14 protein-coding genes and 1 pseudogene are annotated in these 17,370 nt (G+C 72.2%); 6 read left to right on the top strand and 9 right to left on the bottom strand.

Annotation, left to right across the window (positions count from 1 at the left end; all coding sequences use genetic code 11):
- Position 1: 1 nt before the first annotated feature.
- The 4 genes from ABZ725_RS38050 (at position 2) to ABZ725_RS38065 (ending at position 4,312) form a co-directional block, all read left to right on the top strand.
- On the top strand, positions 2 to 1,366 hold the full coding sequence (locus ABZ725_RS38050; protein ID WP_358806971.1) for an FAD-binding protein: 1,365 nt from the start codon (positions 2 to 4) through the stop codon (positions 1,364 to 1,366).
- Positions 1,367 to 1,369: 3 nt separating this feature from the next.
- On the top strand, positions 1,370 to 2,326 hold the full coding sequence (locus ABZ725_RS38055) for a fumarylacetoacetate hydrolase family protein (RefSeq protein WP_358806972.1): 957 nt from the start codon (positions 1,370 to 1,372) through the stop codon (positions 2,324 to 2,326).
- A gap of 148 nt (positions 2,327 to 2,474) precedes the next feature.
- Positions 2,475 to 3,449 (top strand): LysR family transcriptional regulator, encoded by a 975-nt coding sequence (locus ABZ725_RS38060; protein WP_351911965.1) that lies wholly within the window; start codon positions 2,475 to 2,477, stop codon positions 3,447 to 3,449.
- Positions 3,450 to 3,487: 38 nt separating this feature from the next.
- Positions 3,488 to 4,312 carry an SDR family oxidoreductase gene (locus ABZ725_RS38065; protein WP_358806973.1) on the top strand — a complete coding sequence of 275 codons (825 nt, stop codon included), beginning with the start codon at positions 3,488 to 3,490 and terminating at the stop codon, positions 4,310 to 4,312.
- On the opposite strand, the gene ABZ725_RS38070 is transcribed toward ABZ725_RS38065, so the two are convergent.
- The 4 genes from ABZ725_RS38070 to ABZ725_RS38085 form a co-directional block, all read right to left on the bottom strand.
- Positions 4,302 to 5,192, bottom strand: a complete 891-nt coding sequence (locus ABZ725_RS38070) for a hypothetical protein (RefSeq protein WP_358806974.1) — start codon at positions 5,190 to 5,192, stop codon at positions 4,302 to 4,304. The two genes, ABZ725_RS38065 and ABZ725_RS38070, sit on opposite strands and share 11 nt — an antisense overlap.
- A 140-nt stretch (positions 5,193 to 5,332) precedes the next feature.
- Positions 5,333 to 6,850 (bottom strand): MFS transporter, encoded by a 1,518-nt coding sequence (locus ABZ725_RS38075; RefSeq protein WP_358806975.1) that lies wholly within the window; start codon positions 6,848 to 6,850, stop codon positions 5,333 to 5,335.
- Complete coding sequence (locus tag ABZ725_RS38080; protein ID WP_358806976.1) at positions 6,847 to 7,272, bottom strand: VOC family protein; 426 nt, start codon at positions 7,270 to 7,272, stop codon at positions 6,847 to 6,849. The genes ABZ725_RS38075 and ABZ725_RS38080 overlap by 4 nt, the downstream gene beginning before the upstream one ends.
- A gap of 6 nt (positions 7,273 to 7,278) precedes the next feature.
- Positions 7,279 to 8,049: an SDR family oxidoreductase gene (locus ABZ725_RS38085; protein WP_358806977.1), complete on the bottom strand. Its 771-nt coding sequence runs from the start codon at positions 8,047 to 8,049 to the stop codon at positions 7,279 to 7,281.
- A 455-nt stretch (positions 8,050 to 8,504) separates the two neighbouring features.
- Between ABZ725_RS38085 and rho the strand changes: the two genes are divergently transcribed.
- Together rho and ABZ725_RS38095 are read left to right on the top strand one after the other, a co-directional pair.
- Complete coding sequence (rho, locus tag ABZ725_RS38090) at positions 8,505 to 9,647, top strand: transcription termination factor Rho (protein WP_358806978.1); 1,143 nt, start codon at positions 8,505 to 8,507, stop codon at positions 9,645 to 9,647.
- 121 nt (positions 9,648 to 9,768) lie between these two features.
- Positions 9,769 to 10,686 (top strand): annotated as a pseudogene (locus tag ABZ725_RS38095) (D-alanyl-D-alanine carboxypeptidase); the annotation flags it as partial.
- 35 nt (positions 10,687 to 10,721) lie between these two features.
- On the opposite strand, the gene ABZ725_RS38100 reads toward ABZ725_RS38095, so the two are convergent.
- The 5 genes from ABZ725_RS38100 to ABZ725_RS38120 all read right to left on the bottom strand — a co-directional run bounded on the left by ABZ725_RS38100 (position 10,722) and on the right by ABZ725_RS38120 (position 17,345).
- Positions 10,722 to 12,137 carry a glycosyltransferase 87 family protein gene (locus ABZ725_RS38100; RefSeq protein ID WP_358807043.1) on the bottom strand — a complete coding sequence of 472 codons (1,416 nt, stop codon included), beginning with the start codon at positions 12,135 to 12,137 and terminating at the stop codon, positions 10,722 to 10,724.
- A 20-nt stretch (positions 12,138 to 12,157) separates the two neighbouring features.
- Positions 12,158 to 13,564 carry a polyprenol phosphomannose-dependent alpha 1,6 mannosyltransferase MptB gene (gene mptB / locus ABZ725_RS38105; RefSeq protein ID WP_358806979.1) on the bottom strand — a complete coding sequence of 469 codons (1,407 nt, stop codon included), beginning with the start codon at positions 13,562 to 13,564 and terminating at the stop codon, positions 12,158 to 12,160.
- 106 nt (positions 13,565 to 13,670) lie between these two features.
- Positions 13,671 to 14,609, bottom strand: a complete 939-nt coding sequence (locus tag ABZ725_RS38110) for a glutaminase (protein WP_358806980.1) — start codon at positions 14,607 to 14,609, stop codon at positions 13,671 to 13,673.
- 36 nt (positions 14,610 to 14,645) lie between these two features.
- The gene (aspA, locus tag ABZ725_RS38115) at positions 14,646 to 16,058 is read right to left on the bottom strand and encodes an aspartate ammonia-lyase (protein WP_351911950.1); all 1,413 of its coding nucleotides are present in this window, start codon (positions 16,056 to 16,058) and stop codon (positions 14,646 to 14,648) included.
- Between the two features lie 270 nt (positions 16,059 to 16,328).
- Positions 16,329 to 17,345: an asparaginase gene (locus tag ABZ725_RS38120; RefSeq protein WP_358806981.1), complete on the bottom strand. Its 1,017-nt coding sequence runs from the start codon at positions 17,343 to 17,345 to the stop codon at positions 16,329 to 16,331.
- Positions 17,346 to 17,370 lie beyond the last annotated feature (25 nt).

Raw genomic sequence — 17,370 nt, forward strand, 5'->3', positions numbered from 1 at the left:
CGTGAACAGGTTCTCCGGCACCCTCCATCTCGCCGGCGACGACGGCTTCGAGGAGGCGTGCCTCGGGCGGGTCTTCAACGCGCGCCGCCCGTCGGACCGGCTGCCCGCCGCCGTGCTGGAGGCGCGGACTGAGGACGACGTCGTCGAGGGCGTCCGGCTCGCCCTGGAGCGCGGCTGGCAGGTCGCCGTCCGCTCGGGCGGGCACAGCTGGGCCGCCTGGTCGGTGCGCGCGGACGCGCTGCTGATCGACCTCGGGGGCTTCCGGGAGCTGGCCTACGATCCCACCACCGAGCTCGTGACGGCCACGCCCAGCGTCAAGGGCGGCGATGAACTCAACCCGTATCTGGGCGGGTTCGGCCGCTTCTTCAACGGCGGACACTGTCCCTCCGTCGGCATCGGCGGCTTCCTGCTGCAGGGCGGGCAGGGCTGGAACGCGCGCGGCTGGGGCTGGGCGGCGGAGAACATCGTCGCCGTCGACGTCGTCACCGCCGACGGTGAGCTGGTACGGGCGGACGAGGAGCGCAACAGCGACCTGTTCTGGGCGGCGCGCGGGGCGGGCCCCGGCTTCTTCGGCGTCGTCACCCGCTTCCATCTGCGCACCCGCCCGCTGCCGGGGCATCTCGCGCACACGGTCCACGCCTACCCGGTGGAGCTGTTCGACGAGGTGATGACCTGGCTGCACGGCATGCACCACACGGTGTCGGAGCTGGTGGAGATCGTCGCGCTGACCCAGACCCCGCCCGGCGCCGACGCGCCCGTGCTGCTGGTGACGGGCGTGTCGATGACCGACACCCCCGAACAGGCGGCGCAGGCGCTGGCCCCGCTGCACGCCAATCCGTACGCCGAGCAGGCGCTGCTGCGTATCGAGGCCCGACCCACCACCCTTGCCGAGCAGTTGGCGAACCAGCGCACCGCCAACCCGGAGGGCCACCGGTACCTGGTCGACAACGCCTGGCTGACCGGCCCGGCGGAGCGGGTGGTCCCGGCGATCCGCGAGGCGTTCACCGGGCACCCGACGCCGGGGACCTTCACCATCTGGTTCTCGATGGCTCCCCTGCGAGAACTCCCGGACATGGCCTTCTCGTTGCAGTCGGAGATCTACTGCGCCACGTACGTCGTCCACGACGACCCGGCCCGGGACAAGGAGCTGCGGGCCTGGCTGGACTCGGCGATGGCGGCCATGCAGCCGGTGACCGTCGGCCAGTACCTCGGCGACTCCGACTTCACCGTGCGGCAGTTGAGGTTCATGGGGGACGCGCAGTGGCGGCGGCTGCAGGAGATACGGGCCGACCGGGACCCCGAGGGCCTGTTCGCGGGCTACCTCAGCGCCGGGGCCGTCACCAACACCAACCACTGGGAGAGTTGAGCGATGCGGTTCGCGACATACGAGCACGAGGGCGTGGAGCGCGCCGGCGCGGTGCGGGACGGCGTCGTCCATCCGCTGCCCGAGGGCGGCACCGTCCTGGCGCTCCTCGAACAGGGTTCCCTGCACGATGCGGGTGCCGAAGCGCTGGAGCGGCACAGTGAGTTGAGGGTGGATCAGGTGCGGCTGCTGCCGCCGCTGAAGCCGCCGTCGATCCGGGACTTCGTCGGGTTCGAGGCGCACATCGAGGGTGTGTCGAAGGCGCTCGACGGCCTGGAGCACGTGCCGGACGAGTGGTACCGGGCGCCCAACTTCTACTTCACCAACCCTCACGCGGGCTACGGCGCGCAGGACGACGTGCCGGTGCCGGCCGGCTGCTCGGTGCTGGACTTCGAGCTGGAGGTCGGGGCGGTCGTCGGACGCAGCGGGCGCGACCTCACTCCCGAGCAGGCGCGCGAGACAATCGTCGGCTACCTGGTCTTCAACGACTGGTCGGCCCGGGACCTGCAGAAACCGGAGAAGAACCTGGGGCTCGGCTTCTCCAAGGGCAAGGACTTCGCCAACACGCTGGGCCCGTTCCTGGTCACCGCCGACGAGGTGGCGGACCGGCGCGACCCGGACGGATTCCTGGACCTGGAGATGACGGTCGCCCTCAACGGGAAGCTGATCGGCCGGGACACCCTGGCCAACGTCTCCTGGACCTTCGAGGAGATGGTCGCCTACGCCTCCCGGGACGCGTGGGTGCGCCCCGGCGACGTCCTCGGCTCGGGCACCTGCGGGTGGGGCGCGCTGGCCGAGCACTGGGGGCGGCTCGGGGAGCGCACCCCGGCGCCGCTCACGCCCGGCGACGAGGTGGAGCTGACCGTGGAGCGGCTGGGCACGCTGCGCAACCGGATCGTGGCGGGCCGTGCGGACGCGTATCTTCCGCGCGCCCGCAAGCGCGGCAGGACGCCTCGGCCGTAAACAGTGTGACCTGCGGGTATCCCTGGATTCGATGGCTGCTATCGGATCGCTGTGAGTTGTGTCCCGCGGTCTTCCTCGCCGCGCCGACGGTGGTTACGCTCCGGTCCACCGAGCTTCAAGGACGCGGCGCGGCCGGAAGGGGACATACGTGGGTCTCGGAGCGATCGACCTGAATCTTCTGGTGGCGCTGGAAGCTCTCCTGGAGGAGCGGAACGTCACCCATGCCGGTGTGCGGCTCTCCACCAGCCAGTCCGCGATGAGCGGCTCGCTGGCCCGGCTGCGCCGCCACTTCAACGACGAGCTGCTGATCCGGATGGGCCGCGAGTACGAGCTGACGCCGCTCGCGGAGCGGCTCCTGCCCGTCGTCCAGGCCTCGCTGTACAAGGCCGAGGAGGCGCTGTCGCTGACCCGGCACTTCGACCCGTCGCGCAGCAGGCAGCGGTTCTCCGTGGTCATGTCCGACTATGTGATGACGGTGATGGTGGAGCCGCTGCTGCGGGTCATCGCACAGGAGGCGCCCGGCGTGCGGATCGACGTGCACCCGATCGTCGACGGTCAGCTGGAGACGGAGACGCACCTGCGCTGCCACGACCTGATGGTGGTGCCGCTCGGCTACCAGCTGCCCGGCGTGAGCGAGGCCGTGATGCACGACCGGTTCGTGTGCATCGTCGACCCCGACAACCGGCGGCTGGTCGACGGGCGGCTGTCGCTGGCCGACCTGGCGGAGATGCCGCACGCGGCGTCCGCGATCGGCAAGAGCCTCACGCCCACCGACCGTCAGCTGGAGACGCTCGGCATCGTGCCGAGGGTGCAGGTCAGCACCCCGGGTTTCAGCGTCCTGCCGTTCCTGGTGGCCGGCACGGAGCTGGTGGCCCTGGTGCCCGAGCGGCTGGCGCTGCGCTACGAGGGCTTCGCGCGCTGTGCCGTGATCCCGACGCCGTTCCCGGACGTGCCGCTGGTGGAGGCCATGTACTGGCATCACAACCGGCACGCGGATCCGGCGCACAGCTGGCTGCGGGAGACCGTGCGCAGAGTGGGCGCGTCGCTGGACGAGCCGGTGATCGCCGCCGTCGATGCCAGCCATGGCGAACACGCGTTGGTGGAGCTGACCGCGGCTCCCTAGCGTGGACGGGCAGCAGTCCCGCACCCCATGGAGGAGCCGTGAGCCGTACGCGTCTGGCGGGCCGTACCGTCGTCGTCACCGGAGCAGCGCAGGGCCAGGGAGCCGCGGAGGCCACGGCGGCCGCCCGCGAGGGCGCGCGGGTGATCGCGACCGACGTCCTGGACGAGCCCGGCGAGAAGCTGGCCGCGGCCCTGCGCGCCGACGGCCTCGACGTGCGCTACCGGCGCCTGGACGTGTCGTCGCCGGACGACTGGGCCGCCCTCGCGGACGAGCTGGAGATCGTGCACGGTCTCGTCAACAATGCCGGCATCGCGGTGCGGGCCCGGCTCGGGCAGGTCGAACTCGCCGACTGGGAGCGGGCGTTCGCGGTGAACACGACCGGTGCGCTGCTCGGCATCCAGGCGCTCGCTCCGCTGATGCCGCCCGGCTCCGCCATCGTCAACGTGGGCTCAGTCGCCGCCCTGACCGCTCATCACGCGGTCGCGTACACGGCCAGCAAGTGGGCGTTGCGGGGTCTGTCGAAGGTGGCCGCGCTGGAGCTGGCGCCGCGTGGGATCCGCACGAACCTGGTGCATCCCGGGTACATCGAGACCCCGCTGATGACGTCCGCGAACCCGGTGTTCGTCGAGGCGCATCTGGCGATGACGCCCCAGGGACGGGCCGGGTCGGTCGACGAGGTGGCGCCGCTCGTCGTCTATCTGCTGTCCGACGAGGCGTCGTACGTCAACGGCGCGGAGATCACCGTGGACGGCGGGTACGCGGCGCACGGCGGGGTGAAGGCGATCACGAACGCGCTCGACGCACCGGTGGCCGACCGCGGGTCGGCCACCGCACACGAGCCGGGTGCGGACGTCAGTCGCTGAGGGATTCCAGGGTGGCCCTCGTGTCCGTCTTCAGCCAGTCGATGACCTCGTCGAGCTCCGGCGGGTCCTTGTCGTCGTCGTACGAGGAGAGATAGGCGCTGTAGCCCATGGTGTACGTGACCCAGCCGTCGCGGACCGCGAGCGTGGCGTAGCGGGAGCCGGTGGTGGTGCCGCTGGTGGTGTCCTCGCTGACGATGTAGGCCTCGTCACCGATGTTGGTGACCTCCTCCACGTCGTAACCCGAGTGGCTGTCGTCGTAGTTCTTCCAGGTGGCCGTGAACTCCGGCCCGGGGTCGGTCTTCTTGTGCAGGTCCAGTTGGACGGAGAGGTATGCGTCCGCGTAGCTGGACCCGGTCTTCTTCAGGCTGATGCTGCAGTACCCCTGGTCGAGGGCGGTGTCCTCGAGGGTGTTGTGCGTCGGGGTGCCGTCGTTGTCCGGGTACTCGTCCTGGAACGACGAGTAGTCGGCGGAGTTGCAGAGGTTGGACGGGGCCGAGTAGCCGCGCAGGTCCGGGTCGTTCCCGGCTTTGACCAGGAAGACACCGGCCGCCCAGGCGGCCGACGCCACGACCGCGCCGACGACGGCCCACAGGACCGCCTTTCCGGCGCCGCCGCCCCCGCTGGGCGGCGGGCCGACGACGGGGTACTGGCCCGGCTGGGCGTACGGATTGCCCGGCTGGGGCTGGGCGGGCTGCCCGACCAGGGTCGGCTGGGCATAGACGCTCTGCTGACCGGCTTGGGTCGCGGGCGCCGCCGGCGGGAAACCCAACGGCCCGCCGGGGGCCGGCGACTGCGGATTCGGATAGGGGTACGCGCTCGGCTGGGCCGGCGCCCCGGACGGCTGCTCCGGCTGCTGCGGAGGCTGAGGCGGCGTGGACATGACGTGAAGATAGTGCAGTAATAGCTGTCAAGTCCCCGACCGTCACGGATCGTTACCCTCTGGGGACATCTGTGGCAAACCTGAAAGAGGCCGGGACTTCCGCCCGGCCTCTCCCCTGTGCCTGCGCTGCGCGCAAGGTCCTAGACGGACGCCGCCTGCGCGGGCGCCGCCACCGTCGAGCGTGCGGTGCTCTTGCGGACCAGCAACAGGGTGACCAACGCGCCCAGCAGGGAGGCGCAGCCGCAGATCACCACACCGACGGCCATGCCGTGACCGAGAGCGGTCTGAGCGGCCGCGCGGGCGCTGTCGCTGCCGGCGTTGACGACCGCGAGGGGTCCCGCGGCCGCCTCCATCCCGGCGTCGGCGCCGCTCAACTTGCCCACCAGCGCGGCGGACGCGGCGCTCATGGCGACGGTGCTGATGACGGCGGGGCCGAGACCCTGCCCGAACTCGCGAACCAGGCTGGTCGCGCCGCTGGCCATGCCGGTCATGTTGAGCGGTACGGCGTTCACGGCGGCGGAGGTGAGCGAGGAGACCACGCAGATGAAGCCGACGCCCAGCAGCAGCACCGGGCCGATGAAGGCGGCCAGGGAGGTGGTGGTGATGGGCAGGGCGGCGATCCAGAACTGGCCGGCGGCCATCGGCAGCAGACCGCCCATGAGGAGCCAGCGGGGTTCGACGCGGGTGAGCATCCGGCTCAGGACGGGCGCGAGGAGCAGCGGGACGAGTTGGAGGATCACGAACGGCAGGCCGGCCCGCAGCGCGCTGAGGTGCATGACGGCGCCGAGGCGGATGGAGACGCAGTAGGCGGTGCCGATGAAGCCGAACATGCCGGCCAGCGCGACCACGGCGGCGGCCGCGAACGACGGGATCTTCAACAGGTCGAGGTTGAACATCGGCGAGGCGGCCCGCTTCTCCGCGACGACGAACGCGACGAGCGACACCGCGGCCAGGGTGAGGGAGCCGACGATGGCCGGACTGCTCCAGCCTCGTTCACCGCCCTCGATGATGCCCCAGAGCAGCGCGGTGAGGCCGACGGCGACGGTGATCTGGCCGGGCCAGTCCAGGGCGCGGCCCTCGGGCGCCTTGGAGTCGGTGACCATGAGGTGGCTGGTGACGGCGACGACGAGGCCGAGGAGCACCGGGGGCACGAACGCCCACCGGAAGTCGGCGACCGTGGCGAGCACCCCGGAGGACAGCGGGCCCGCGGCCGAGGCGAGGGAAATGCTGAGCGCCCAGGTGGAGACGGCCTTGGCCCGGTCCTTCTCGTCGGGGGTGGCGGCCGCGATCACCGCGAGGGAGCTGGGGAAGAGCGCGGCCGCGCCGATGCCCGCGAGGGCCTGGCCGACCCAGAGCATGGTGATGCTCTGCGCGGTGGCGTTGAGGAGTTCGCCGAGCGCCAGCACCAGCCCGCCGAGCACCAGCAGGCGTTTGCGGCCGAAGAGATCGCCGACCACACCGAAATTCAGCTCGAGAATGGCGGTGGGCAGAATGAAGGCGGAGGTGACCCAGGCGACCTGGGAACCGGAGGCCCCGAATGCCGCCTGTATTTCTCCGTTGATGGGCGAGGGGACAGTAATGCACAGCTGCGCGGCGGCAACGGCCAGACAGCAGGCTATGAGTGTTCCCCTGTCGAGTCTTTTCAGCACGCTCGTCATTCCGTACTCCGTCGCTCTAGTCGCTCTATGAGTTCGATGAGATTTCCCTCTGGGTCGGTGACCCAGGCCATGCGCACTCCGGGTTCGGGGGACGGTCCGGGTGCGAGGGCCTCGCCCGCTCCGTGGGCCAGCAGGGCCGCGTGGACGGGCTCGAGTTCGGGGGTGGTGACCGCGAAGTGCCCATAGCCTTCGGTGAGGGCCGCGGTCAGCGGATCCGGTGCCCGCAGACCGGGGGCGGAGCCGGTGCGGGCGAGCAGTTCGATGCGCCAGCCGTACGGGTGTTCAAGGACGACGCCGCTGAGGCCGGGCCCTTCGAGTCGGAACTCGAAGACGGTCTTCAGGCCGAACGCGGCCTTGTACCAGGTGGTCTGGGCGTCCAGATCACGCACGTTGACGCCCACGTGGTCGAGTCGGGTGGCCATGTGCGCTCAGCCCGCCATGGCGCTGTCGCCGCCGTCCACCATGAGGTTGGCGCCGTTGACGAAGGCGGCCTCGTCGCTGCAGAGGAAGGCGGCGACCCGGGCGATGTCCTCCGGCTCGGCGATCCGGCCGACGGGGATCCGGGCCTCCAGCCGGCCCCTCGGGCCCTCGGGATCGTCCAGGAAGGGGGCCGTGGCCGAGGTGCGGGTCATGCCGGGGGCGACGGTGTTGACCCGGATGCGGTGCGGGGCGCCGGCCGCGCACAGGTGCTTGCTCATGGCCAGCACCCCGCCCTTCGCGGCGCCGTGCGGCACCATCGGCAGGAACGGTGCGCCGCGCACGGCGGCCACCGACGCGACGTTGAGCACGGCCCCGCCGCCGCGCGCGATCAGGTGCGGCCAGGCGACGCGGGTGCAGAAGTACGGGATGTCGAGTTCGTTGCGGAGAGTGAAGTACCAGTCCTCGACGGGCTGGGTGTCGAACGGCCCGTTCCGCAGCGCCGAGGCGTTGTTGTAGAGGATGTCGATTCCGCCGTAGGCCGATATGCCGGCCTCGATCCACTCCTTGGCACCCGCCTCGGCGGACAGGTCGACGGGGGCGTGGGAGCGCATGACTCCCCCGGCCTTCGCCACGAGTTCGACGGTTTCCGCGTCACCGTCGACGTCGATGTCGCAGCCGAATACACTCGCCCCTTCCGCCGCGAATACCAGTGCCGCCGCACGTCCTATTCCGGCTCCCGTGCCGCTGATGAAGGCGATTTTCCCCGCCAGTCGACCCATGATTGCCCAAGTCCCTTGTTCATGCCGCCCAAGTGCGGTGGTGGCAGCGTAGGGAGGGCCTTTCGCCGGAACAAGAAATGCGTCGCTCCGGGGGCATCGGGGGTTCGTATGGCTGGTATGCGGCGGCGACGGAGCCGCGGCCGGGAACAAGCGGCGTCCCGGTCGTGTTGAACGTGGTGAGACCGACCGGAGTACCGAGGTTGTGCTACAGTGCGATCAGCACTTGTGTACGCCCCGTTCCGGGCTCCGGTGCCAGTTCATTCTCCTTCCGCCGTGTCACCCGCCGTCTCCGGCCGGTGCAGCGGCTTTCCCGCACCATCTCGACCGGCGTTCGTTTCTGCCGTGGCCGAGGTGCTGTTCCCGCCGCCCGAGGCGCGCCGTGCGCCCTCCCTTCGCGGCTGCTCTCCCCCTCTTCGCATGCCTCATGCCTTCCGTCCGTGAAAGGACCGGCCATCATGACCACCACTCTCGAACACCCCCATGTACAGCAGCAGCCTCCGGCCCGGGTCGCCGCCGGTGTCCTCGACATCGACACGAGCGGGAAGGGGCAGCTGCGCTCCGCGGACTGTCTGCCCACGCCCGCCGACCTCCAGGTCCCGGCCGCGCTGATCCGCCGTCACGGCCTGCGCAAGGGCGACCTCGTGGAAGGGGTGCGCGGTACCCAGCGCGCCCTGACCGAGGTCGCACGCGTCAACGGCCGTACGCCCGAAGCCCTGCGGGGCCGCCGGGACTTCCGTGACCTGACACCCGTGTACCCGCACGAGCGGCTGCGGCTGGAGCACCCGGCGGCCGGACTGACCGGTCGGGTCGCCGACCTGATCTCCCCCGTCGGCAAGGGCCAGCGCGGGCTGATCGTCGCCCCGCCCAAGACCGGCAAGACCGTGCTGCTCCAGCAGATCGCCGCCGCCGTCGCCGGCAACCATCCCGAGGCACGGCTGATGGTCGTGCTGCTCGACGAGCGGCCCGAGGAGGTCACCGACATGCGGCGCTCGGTGCGCGGCGAGGTGTACGCCTCGACGTTCGACCAGGCGCCCAAGCAGCACATCGCCCTCGCCGAACTCGTCATCGAGCGGGCCAAGCGGCTCGTCGAGGCGGGGGAGGACGTCGTGATCCTCCTCGATTCACTGACCCGGCTGTGCCGGGCCCACAACAACGCGGCCGCCGCCGGGGGCCGCACCCTGAGCGGCGGTGTCGACGCGACCGCGCTGATCGGCCCCAAGCGGTTCTTCGGCGCGGCGCGTGCGGCCGAGGAGGGCGGCTCGCTCACCGTCCTCGCCACCGCCCTGGTCGAAACGGGCTCCCGAGCCGACGACTTCTACTTCGAGGAGCTGAAGAGCACCGGCAACATGGAGCTCCGCCTCGACCGCGAAACGGCCTCCCGTCGGGTCTTCCCGGCCGTCGACATCAACGGCTCCGGCACCCGCCGCGAGGAACTCCTGCTCTCTCCCGGCGAGTTGACGCCCGTGCACGGACTGCGCCGGGCGCTGCAGACCCGGGACGGCCAGGCGAACCTGGACACGCTCCTGCAGCGGATGCGCGAGACCCCGGACAACGCGACCTTCCTGCGCCGCATCCAGCCGACGCTGCCGACGGCCTAGTCCGGAGCGGGTCCGCAGCGGGTCCGGAGCGGGTCCGGAACGTGCGGCATCCGGGTGCTCGGTGGAGCGCGTCCGGCACGGGCAGCGGGGGGAACACCCGGTTCATTCCTACGTTGATCGTATGACGATCGGATTCTCTTCCCGGGTCGCTGTGACGGCCTGCGCGTTCTGTGTGGCGGGGGCCCTCGCCCTCGGTCCGGCCGCTGCCGTGGCCCCGGCCGGCGCGGACCCCGGAGCGCCGGGCGGAACCGGCGGAACCGGCGGGCGGCAGACCGCGCAGCCACAGGTGACCGTGCCGCGGCCGTCCCTGCTGTACCGCTCCGGCACCCTGGTCCGGTCCCACCGGGACGCGCCCGAGGTCCCGGACGTCTCCGCACTGTCCTGGCTGGTGGCCGACGCGCACACCGGCGAGGTGCTCGCCGCGTCCAACGCGCACCGCAGACTGCCCCCGGCCAGCACGCTCAAGACCCTGTTCGCCCTGACGGTGCTGCCGATCCTGCCGGGCGGGATCCGGCACACGGTGAGCGAGGAGGAGCTGATGGGCATCGGTCCCGGCAGCAGCCTCGTCGGGGTCGCCGAGGGCCGCACGTACGAGGTCGCCGACCTGTGGCGCGGTGTGTTCCTCAACTCCGGCAACGACGCCGTGCACGTCCTGGCCGCGCTCAGCGGCGGCTGGGACGCCGCGGCCGGCCGGATGCAGGCCAAGGCCCGGTCGCTGGGCGCCCTCGACACCCATGTGCTGTCGCCGGACGGCTACGACACCCCGGGCCAGGTGTCCTCGGCCTACGACCTCGCGGTGTTCGGGCGGGCCGGACTGCGCAACGCGGACTTCGCGCACTACTGCGCCACCGTGGAGTCCTGGTTCCCGGGCGACGGGCGCGGGTCGTACGAGATCGCGAACACCAACCGGCTGTTGACCGGGGCGGACGGCGTCGAGCCGTATCCGGGGCTGATCGGGATCAAGAACGGCTACACCAGCAACGCCGGCAACACCCTGGTCGCCGCCGCCCGCCAGGACGGGCGCACCCTCGTCGTGACGGTGATGAACCCTCAGGCGGGCGGCGGCCACGCCGTCTACGAGGAGGCGCGCGAGCTGCTGGACTGGGGGTTCGCGGCCGCCGGGCGGGTCGATCCGGTGGGCTCGCTGGACGCGCTGCGGGCCCGCCCGCGCCCTCGTCCCCAGCCGGGACCGGAGACAGGTGCGGCGGCGGGCACCGGTGCGGAGCCGGGTACGGGCTCCGCACCGGTGCCCGCCAAGGCCGCCGCGGTCGCCGTCGGCGACGCTCCCGGCTGGTCGGAGGCGGCGCTCGTCGTGGGCGCCGCAGCACTGGGCGGGGCAGCCGTGGCGCTGGTGCTGAGGCTCGTGGTCCGCCGGCCCTCGGAAAGCTGACCGACCGGCAGCCACACCAGCAGGCCCAGCGTGACCCAGGTGTAGATGTTGCTGCCGAGGAAGCCGTCGACGCCCGACGAGTCGTCGAACCACAGCCACACCACGCTGGTGCACAGCAGCGCGTACAGGGCGCCCGCGACCCGTGGGCGCCCCGCGCGGATCAGCACGCCGAAGGCCGGCAGCAGCCAGACCAGGTGGTGCACCCAGGTGACCGGGCTGACCAGGCAGGCGGTGAGGCCGGTGAGGGCGAAGGCGGTGAGCCACTCCCCCGCGGCCACCGCCCGCCGGGCCCGCCACGCCCACCAGCCCAGCACCACCAGGACCAGCACCGCCCAGACGGCCCGGCTCTCGACGCCCAGCCGGGCCAGGACGCCCTGGAGCGACTGGTTCGAGACGTAGTCGAGCCGGCCCACGCGGGTGGTGTCCCACATGGCCTGCGTCCAGTAGAAGCGGGAGGCGTCCGGGGCGACCACGGCCGCGAGCCCGGTGGCGGCGCCCGCCACGACCGTGGCCACGGCGGCCGCTCGCCGACGGCGGGTGACCAGCAGCAGGCCGATGAAGAGTGCGGGCGTGAGCTTGATCGCCGCCGCCAGGCCGATGCCGATCCCGGCCCAGCGGGTCCGGCCGGTCGCCAGCAGCCAGGCGTCGGTCAGCACGAGGGCCAGCAGCAGCACGTTGACCTGGCCGAAGCTGAAGGTGTCGCGCAGCGGTTCGAACAGCGCGAGCGCGCAGGCGGCGAGGCCGACGCCGTACCAGCCGTACCGCCGCCACCGCGGACCGACCACCACCCGCACGACGGCGGCCAGCGCCGCCAGGTTGAGCAGCAGGGCGGTCACGATCGCGGTGCGCAGGCCGACGAGCGCCATCGGCAGCATGACGACGGCCGCGAACGGGGGGTAGGTGAAGCCGTACTGCGTGCCCGGCACCCGGTAGTCGTAGACCCGGCCGCCGTCGTGCGTCCAGCTGTTGACGGTGCCGTAGTAGACGCGCAGATCGAACCAGTCGCGGAGCAGGGGCACGGTCGCGGTGAAGACCGTGACGACGACGGCCAGCGCGACCACCAGCAGCAGGCGGCCGCGATCGGTGCGGGGCGGCCGCACGCCCCGGAGGACCATGGATCTCATGCGGTACGCCCCAGAGCTGTCGGCGTCTGTGCCGCGAGGTGGGCCTGCCACAGGACGACCACGGCGAGGGCCCCGCCGGAGACGGCCAGCAGCAGCCGGCCTCCGTCCACCGGGCCCCCGTCGGGCAGGACGGCCAGGGCGAGGACACCCGCCACGGCCGCCGTCCGGTGCCGTATCAAGGTGTCGGGGGCCGCCGCGGCTATCAGGAACAGACCCCACAGCGCGTACCAGGGGCGGATCGCCGGGCCGAACGCCGCCACCGCGGCGAGACTCAGACCCAGCGCGTACACCGGGCGGGGGCGCAGCCGCCACCATATGGCGACCAGGGCGACGGCCGTGACCACGAGCCCCAGGATGTGCCAGACGGGGACCGCCAGCGGCGCCAGATCGCTGCCGAGCTCCTCCAGGAGGGCGCGGGTGGCGCGGCCGAGCAGGCTGGTCAGCGCCCAGTTGTGCGCGGAGACCGGGGTGTCCAGGGCCGCTATCCAGCCGTACCCGGTGCCCGCGACGGCGGTCGCGGCGACCGTGGTCACGGCGGACGCGCCCCCGGTCCTCAGCAGGGCGGGCAGCGGCCGTCGGCCCGCGCGCAGTTGCAGCACCACGATCGCGACGAGACCCAGCGCGGCCGGCGCCTTGACCAGGGCGGCGAGGGTGACCAGCACGGCCCCCAGCAGCGGACGGCGGCCGAGCGCCGCTACCAGGCCGACGCCGAGCAGGCCCAGCATGATCGCGTCGTTGTGGGCGCCGGCCACCAGGTGCAGCAGCACCAGGGGATTGAGGACGCCGAGCCAGAGCGCGGCGCCCGGGTCGGCCCCGCTGTGCCGGGCCAGCCGGGGCAGCGCCGCGGTCATCAGCGCCACCCCGATCAGCGCCACGCACCGCATGCCGACGAGCCCGGCGGAGAGCGCGCCCCGGGTCAGCGCGGACAGCGCGGCGGCCAGGGCGAGGAAGACCGGGCCGTAGGGGGCTCCGGTGTGCTGCCACAGCGGGGCGACCTCGGCGGCGAGCGGACCGCCGAGCATGGCCGGGCCGTGCGCGTACACGTCGAGGTGCGCGTCGACCATGGCGCCCTGGGCCAGGTAGCTGTACACGTCCCGGCTGAACAGGGGCGGCGCGATCAGCAGCGGCGCCGCCCAGACGACGAGGACCAGGACGAGGGCGCGCGGGGTCGGCGGATCCAGACTGCGCACCAGACGGCCCAGGAGGATCCAGGCGACGGTCAGCAGCACCAGCCCGAAGTACACGCCGACCAGGCCGAGCACGGCATGCACCGAGGACGGGGCCAGGAGCTCACGGGCGGGCAGCGCACCGGCCGTCTCGCCGCCGAGCGCGAGAGCGGCCGTGCCGGCCAGGCCCAGTACCTGACAGCGACGGAGATCGATGGGAAACGCCTTGGCCAACACTCCGACAGGGTGTCAACGCAGTGTGGCCGCAGAGCGACGTCCCGGCCTCCGGGCGGCAGCCTGTGTGTGACCGCCGCGTGAGCGCCCGGCCGGGTGCCGGGCGGGCTCAGAACACCGAGAGCCCCGTGAGCGTGGTGAACCGTTCCAGCGCGGCCACTCCCGCCACCGAGTTGCCGCGCTCGTCCAGCCCCGGGCTCCATACGCACAGCGTGCAGCGGCCCGGTACGACGGCGATGATGCCGCCGCCGACCCCGCTCTTGCCGGGCAGCCCGACCCGGTAGGCGAACTCGCCGGCCGCGTCGTAGGTGCCGCAGGTCAGCATCACCGCGTTGACCTGCTTGGCCTGGCTGCCGGTGAGCAGCCGGCTGCCGTCGGCGCGGATGCCGGGCCGGGCCAGGAAGCCGGTGGCCAGGGCGAGGTCGGCGCAGGAGGCGGTGAGGGAGCACTGCCGGAAGTACTGGTCGAGAAGGACCGGCACCTCGTTGTCGATGTTGCCGTAGGACGCCATGAAATGGGCGAGTGCGGCGTTGCGGTCGCCGTGCGCGGACTCGGAGGCGGCGACCTCCTCGTCGAAGTCGAGCCCGGGGTTGCCGCTCTCGGTGCGCAGGAAGGCGAGCAGCTCGCCGGCCGCGTCTCCGGTACGGGTATGGAGGCGGTCGGTGACGACGAGGGCGCCCGCGTTGATGAAGGGGTTGCGCGGGATGCCCGCCTCGTACTCCAGCTGGACCAGGGAGTTGAAGGGGTTGCCGGAGGGCTCGCGGCCCACGTGCTCCCAGAGGACGTCGCCCTCGCGGGCCAGGTCGAGGGCGAGGGTGAACACCTTGGTGAGGGACTGCGTGGAGAACGGCTCCCGCCAGTCCCCCACGCCGTACACCGTGCCGTCCAGTTCCGCGACGGCCATGCCGAAGCGACGCGGGTCGCAGGCGGCGAGCGCCGGGATGTAGTCGGCGGCACGGCCGCGGCCGGGGGTGCGCTCGATCTCCTCGGCGATGCGTTCCAGGACCGGCTGGAAGGCGAGGGACGACGTCGTTGTCATGATCACCATTCTGCCTCCGGGCCGGTCCTGGTGCGCGGCCGTGGCTCAGGCGATGCCGGATCCGCTGCCCGCGAGGACCTCGGGACGCAGCAGGTCGGCGAGTCGCTCGGCGGGCAACAGGCCCTTCTCCAGGACGAGTTCGGCGACGCCGCGCCCGGTGGCGAGGGCCTCCTTGGCGATGTCGGTGGCCGCCGTGTACCCGATGTGCGGGTTGAGGGCGGTGACCAGGCCGATGGAGTTCTCGACCGTCGCGCGCAGCGCCTCGGTGTTGGCGGTGATGCCGTCCACACAGCGCTCGGCGAGGGTCAGACAGGCGGCGCGCAGATGGGTGATGCTCTCCGAGAGGGAGTGCAGGATGATCGGCTCGAAGGCGTTGAGCTGGAGCTGTCCGGCCTCGGCGGCCATGGTGATGGTGACGTCGTTGCCGATCACCTCGAAGGCGACCTGGTTGACGACCTCGGGGATCACCGGGTTGACCTTGCCGGGCATGATGGACGAACCGGCCTGCACGGGCGGCAGGTTGATCTCGCCGAGGCCGGCCCGCGGACCGGACGACAGCAGCCGCAGGTCGTTGCAGCTCTTGCTGAGCTTGACGGCGACGCGCTTGAGCACCCCGGACATCTGGACGAACGCACCGCAGTCCTGGGTGGCTTCGACGAGGTTGGCGGCGGTGACGAGCGGCAGCCCGGTGATCTCGGCGAGGTGGCGGCGGGCCGACTCGGCGTATCCGGCGGGCGCGTTGAGCGCGGTCCCGATCGCCGTGGCGCCGAGGTTGATCTCATGGATCAACTGGACGGCCTCGTCGAGACGGTTGCGGTCCTCGTCGATCATGACGGCATAGGCGGAGAACTCCTGACCGAGCGTCATGGGCACCGCGTCCTGCAACTGTGTACGGCCCATCTTGAGCACGTTGCGGAACTCGACGGCCTTACGGGCGAACGCGTCCTGCAGGACGGCCATCGCCTTGAGCAGTCCACGCACCGCGAGGACCGTCGCTATCTTGACGGCGGTCGGGTAGACGTCGTTGGTGGACTGCCCCAGGTTGACGTCCTCGTTGGGGTGCAGGTACCCGTACTGCCCCTTCTCGTGCCCCAGCAGCTCGAGGGCCCGGTTGGCGACGACCTCGTTGGCGTTCATGTTGGTCGAGGTGCCGGCGCCGCCCTGGATGACGTCCACCACGAACTGGTCGTGCAGCTTGCCCGCGCGGATCTCCCGGCAGGCGGCGACGATGGCGGCCGCCTTGTCCGGCGCCAGCAGGCCGAGCTCCTCGTTGGCCAGGGCGGCGGCCTCCTTGACGGCGGCGAGGGCGTCGATGAGGTGCGGGTAGGCGGAGATCGGCGTGCCGGTGATGGGGAAGTTCTCCGTGGCGCGCAGGGTGTGGACGCCCCAGTACGCGTCGGCCGGGACGTCCCGGTCTCCGAGCAGATCGTGTTCGCTGCGGGTGACGGCGGCGGTCATGAGGGTGCGGCCTCTTTCTGAGGGGGAGGGTGAGGCGTGCGGGTGACATCTGGCGTGGTGGCGGCCGGCTCGGGCGGTACGGGATGACGCCCGCCCGAGCCGGTCGGGCCCCGGCCCGGTGGTGACCGGACCGGCGGTTCAGGGGCCGGGCACGAGGGCCCGACCGGGACCCCTGCCAGGGGCGCGGGGCTGTGACATATCCGGCTGCGCCGCGGGGCGCGACCGGCCACGGCCGGGCCGCGGACGAACAACGGCCCGGCCCGCGGAGCGCTACGCGCAGGCCCGTACCGTGACCGGGTCCAGGGCACGGACCGGGCGGACGGAGCCGACCGGTCGGCCGCCGCCGAGGAGCGGCTCGCCCGCGAATTCGGTGAGGAGCGCGGGGTCGACGCCGGCCCGGGCGAGCGCGGCCGCGGTGACCGGGACGCGTGCCCGGTTCGCGCCGTCGGAGATCTTGACGGCGACGGCCCGGCCGTCCGGGAGGGCGGCGACCTCGACGCCCTCGAAGCCGTCCTTGGCGAGCAGGCCGGGGACGGCCCGCATCAGGGCGGCCACGTCCCGGCCGGCGCCGGAGGCCATCTCGGCGTGGTCGCGCATGGCGTCCGCGACCCGGGCCTCGGGGGTGCCCGGGGCCGCCGTGGTGATGCGGGCGGCGGACCGGGCGAGGCCGTGCAGGGAGACGGAGAAGAGGGGGGCGCCGCACCCGTCGACGGTGACCCGGGCGATCCGCTGGCCGGTGAGGTCCTCGACGATCTCGGCGATCGCCTGCTGGAGCGGGTGCTCCGGGGCGAGGTGGTCGTCGAGGGACCAGCCGTTGAGCTTGCAGGTGTACAGCATCGCCGCGTGCTTGCCGGAGCAGTTCTGCGCGAGCCGGGAGGGCTCGCGGCCGTCCCGGATCCACGCGTCGCGGACCGCCGGGTCATACGGCAGGTCCGTGACGTTGCGCAGGTCGTCCTCGGTGAGACCGGCCAGCTCCAGGATCCGGCGGGTCCCGGCGAGATGCCGTTCCTCGCCGGAGTGGCTGGCGGCGGCGAGCGAGAGCAGCTCGCCGTCGAGCGGCAGCCCGGCCCGGACCATGGCGACGGCCTGGACGGGCTTGAGCGCCGAGCGCGGGTAGAAGGCTGCCTCGATGTCGCCGAGCTGGAGCTCGACCTCACCGTCGGCGCAGAGGACGACGACGGAGCCGTAGTGGACGCCCTCGGTCACCCCGCCGCGGACGAGGTGGGCGACGGGTGCGTGCAGGGGTTCGCGGATCGCGGGGGCGTCGGCGAGGGAACTGCTGTACATCACTGCCTGGATCGCTCGTGGGTTG

The sequence above is a fragment of the Streptomyces sp. NPDC006872 genome (assembly GCF_040635845.1).
Classification (GTDB): domain Bacteria; phylum Actinomycetota; class Actinomycetes; order Streptomycetales; family Streptomycetaceae; genus Streptomyces.

Coding starts and splice junctions, on each gene's coding strand:
- ABZ725_RS38055 (WP_358806972.1), top strand. CDS start 1,370: ATGCGGTTCGCGACATACGAGCACGAGGGCGTGGAGCGCGCCGGCGCG.
- ABZ725_RS38085 (WP_358806977.1), bottom strand. CDS start 8,049: ATGGGTCGACTGGCGGGGAAAATCGCCTTCATCAGCGGCACGGGAGCC.
- ABZ725_RS38110 (WP_358806980.1), bottom strand. CDS start 14,609: ATGGTGATCATGACAACGACGTCGTCCCTCGCCTTCCAGCCGGTCCTG.
- rho (WP_358806978.1), top strand. CDS start 8,505: ATGACCACCACTCTCGAACACCCCCATGTACAGCAGCAGCCTCCGGCC.
- ABZ725_RS38080 (WP_358806976.1), bottom strand. CDS start 7,272: ATGGCCACCCGACTCGACCACGTGGGCGTCAACGTGCGTGATCTGGAC.
- ABZ725_RS38070 (WP_358806974.1), bottom strand. CDS start 5,192: ATGTCCACGCCGCCTCAGCCTCCGCAGCAGCCGGAGCAGCCGTCCGGG.
- ABZ725_RS38120 (WP_358806981.1), bottom strand. CDS start 17,345: ATGTACAGCAGTTCCCTCGCCGACGCCCCCGCGATCCGCGAACCCCTG.
- aspA (WP_351911950.1), bottom strand. CDS start 16,058: ATGACCGCCGCCGTCACCCGCAGCGAACACGATCTGCTCGGAGACCGG.
- ABZ725_RS38075 (WP_358806975.1), bottom strand. CDS start 6,850: ATGACGAGCGTGCTGAAAAGACTCGACAGGGGAACACTCATAGCCTGC.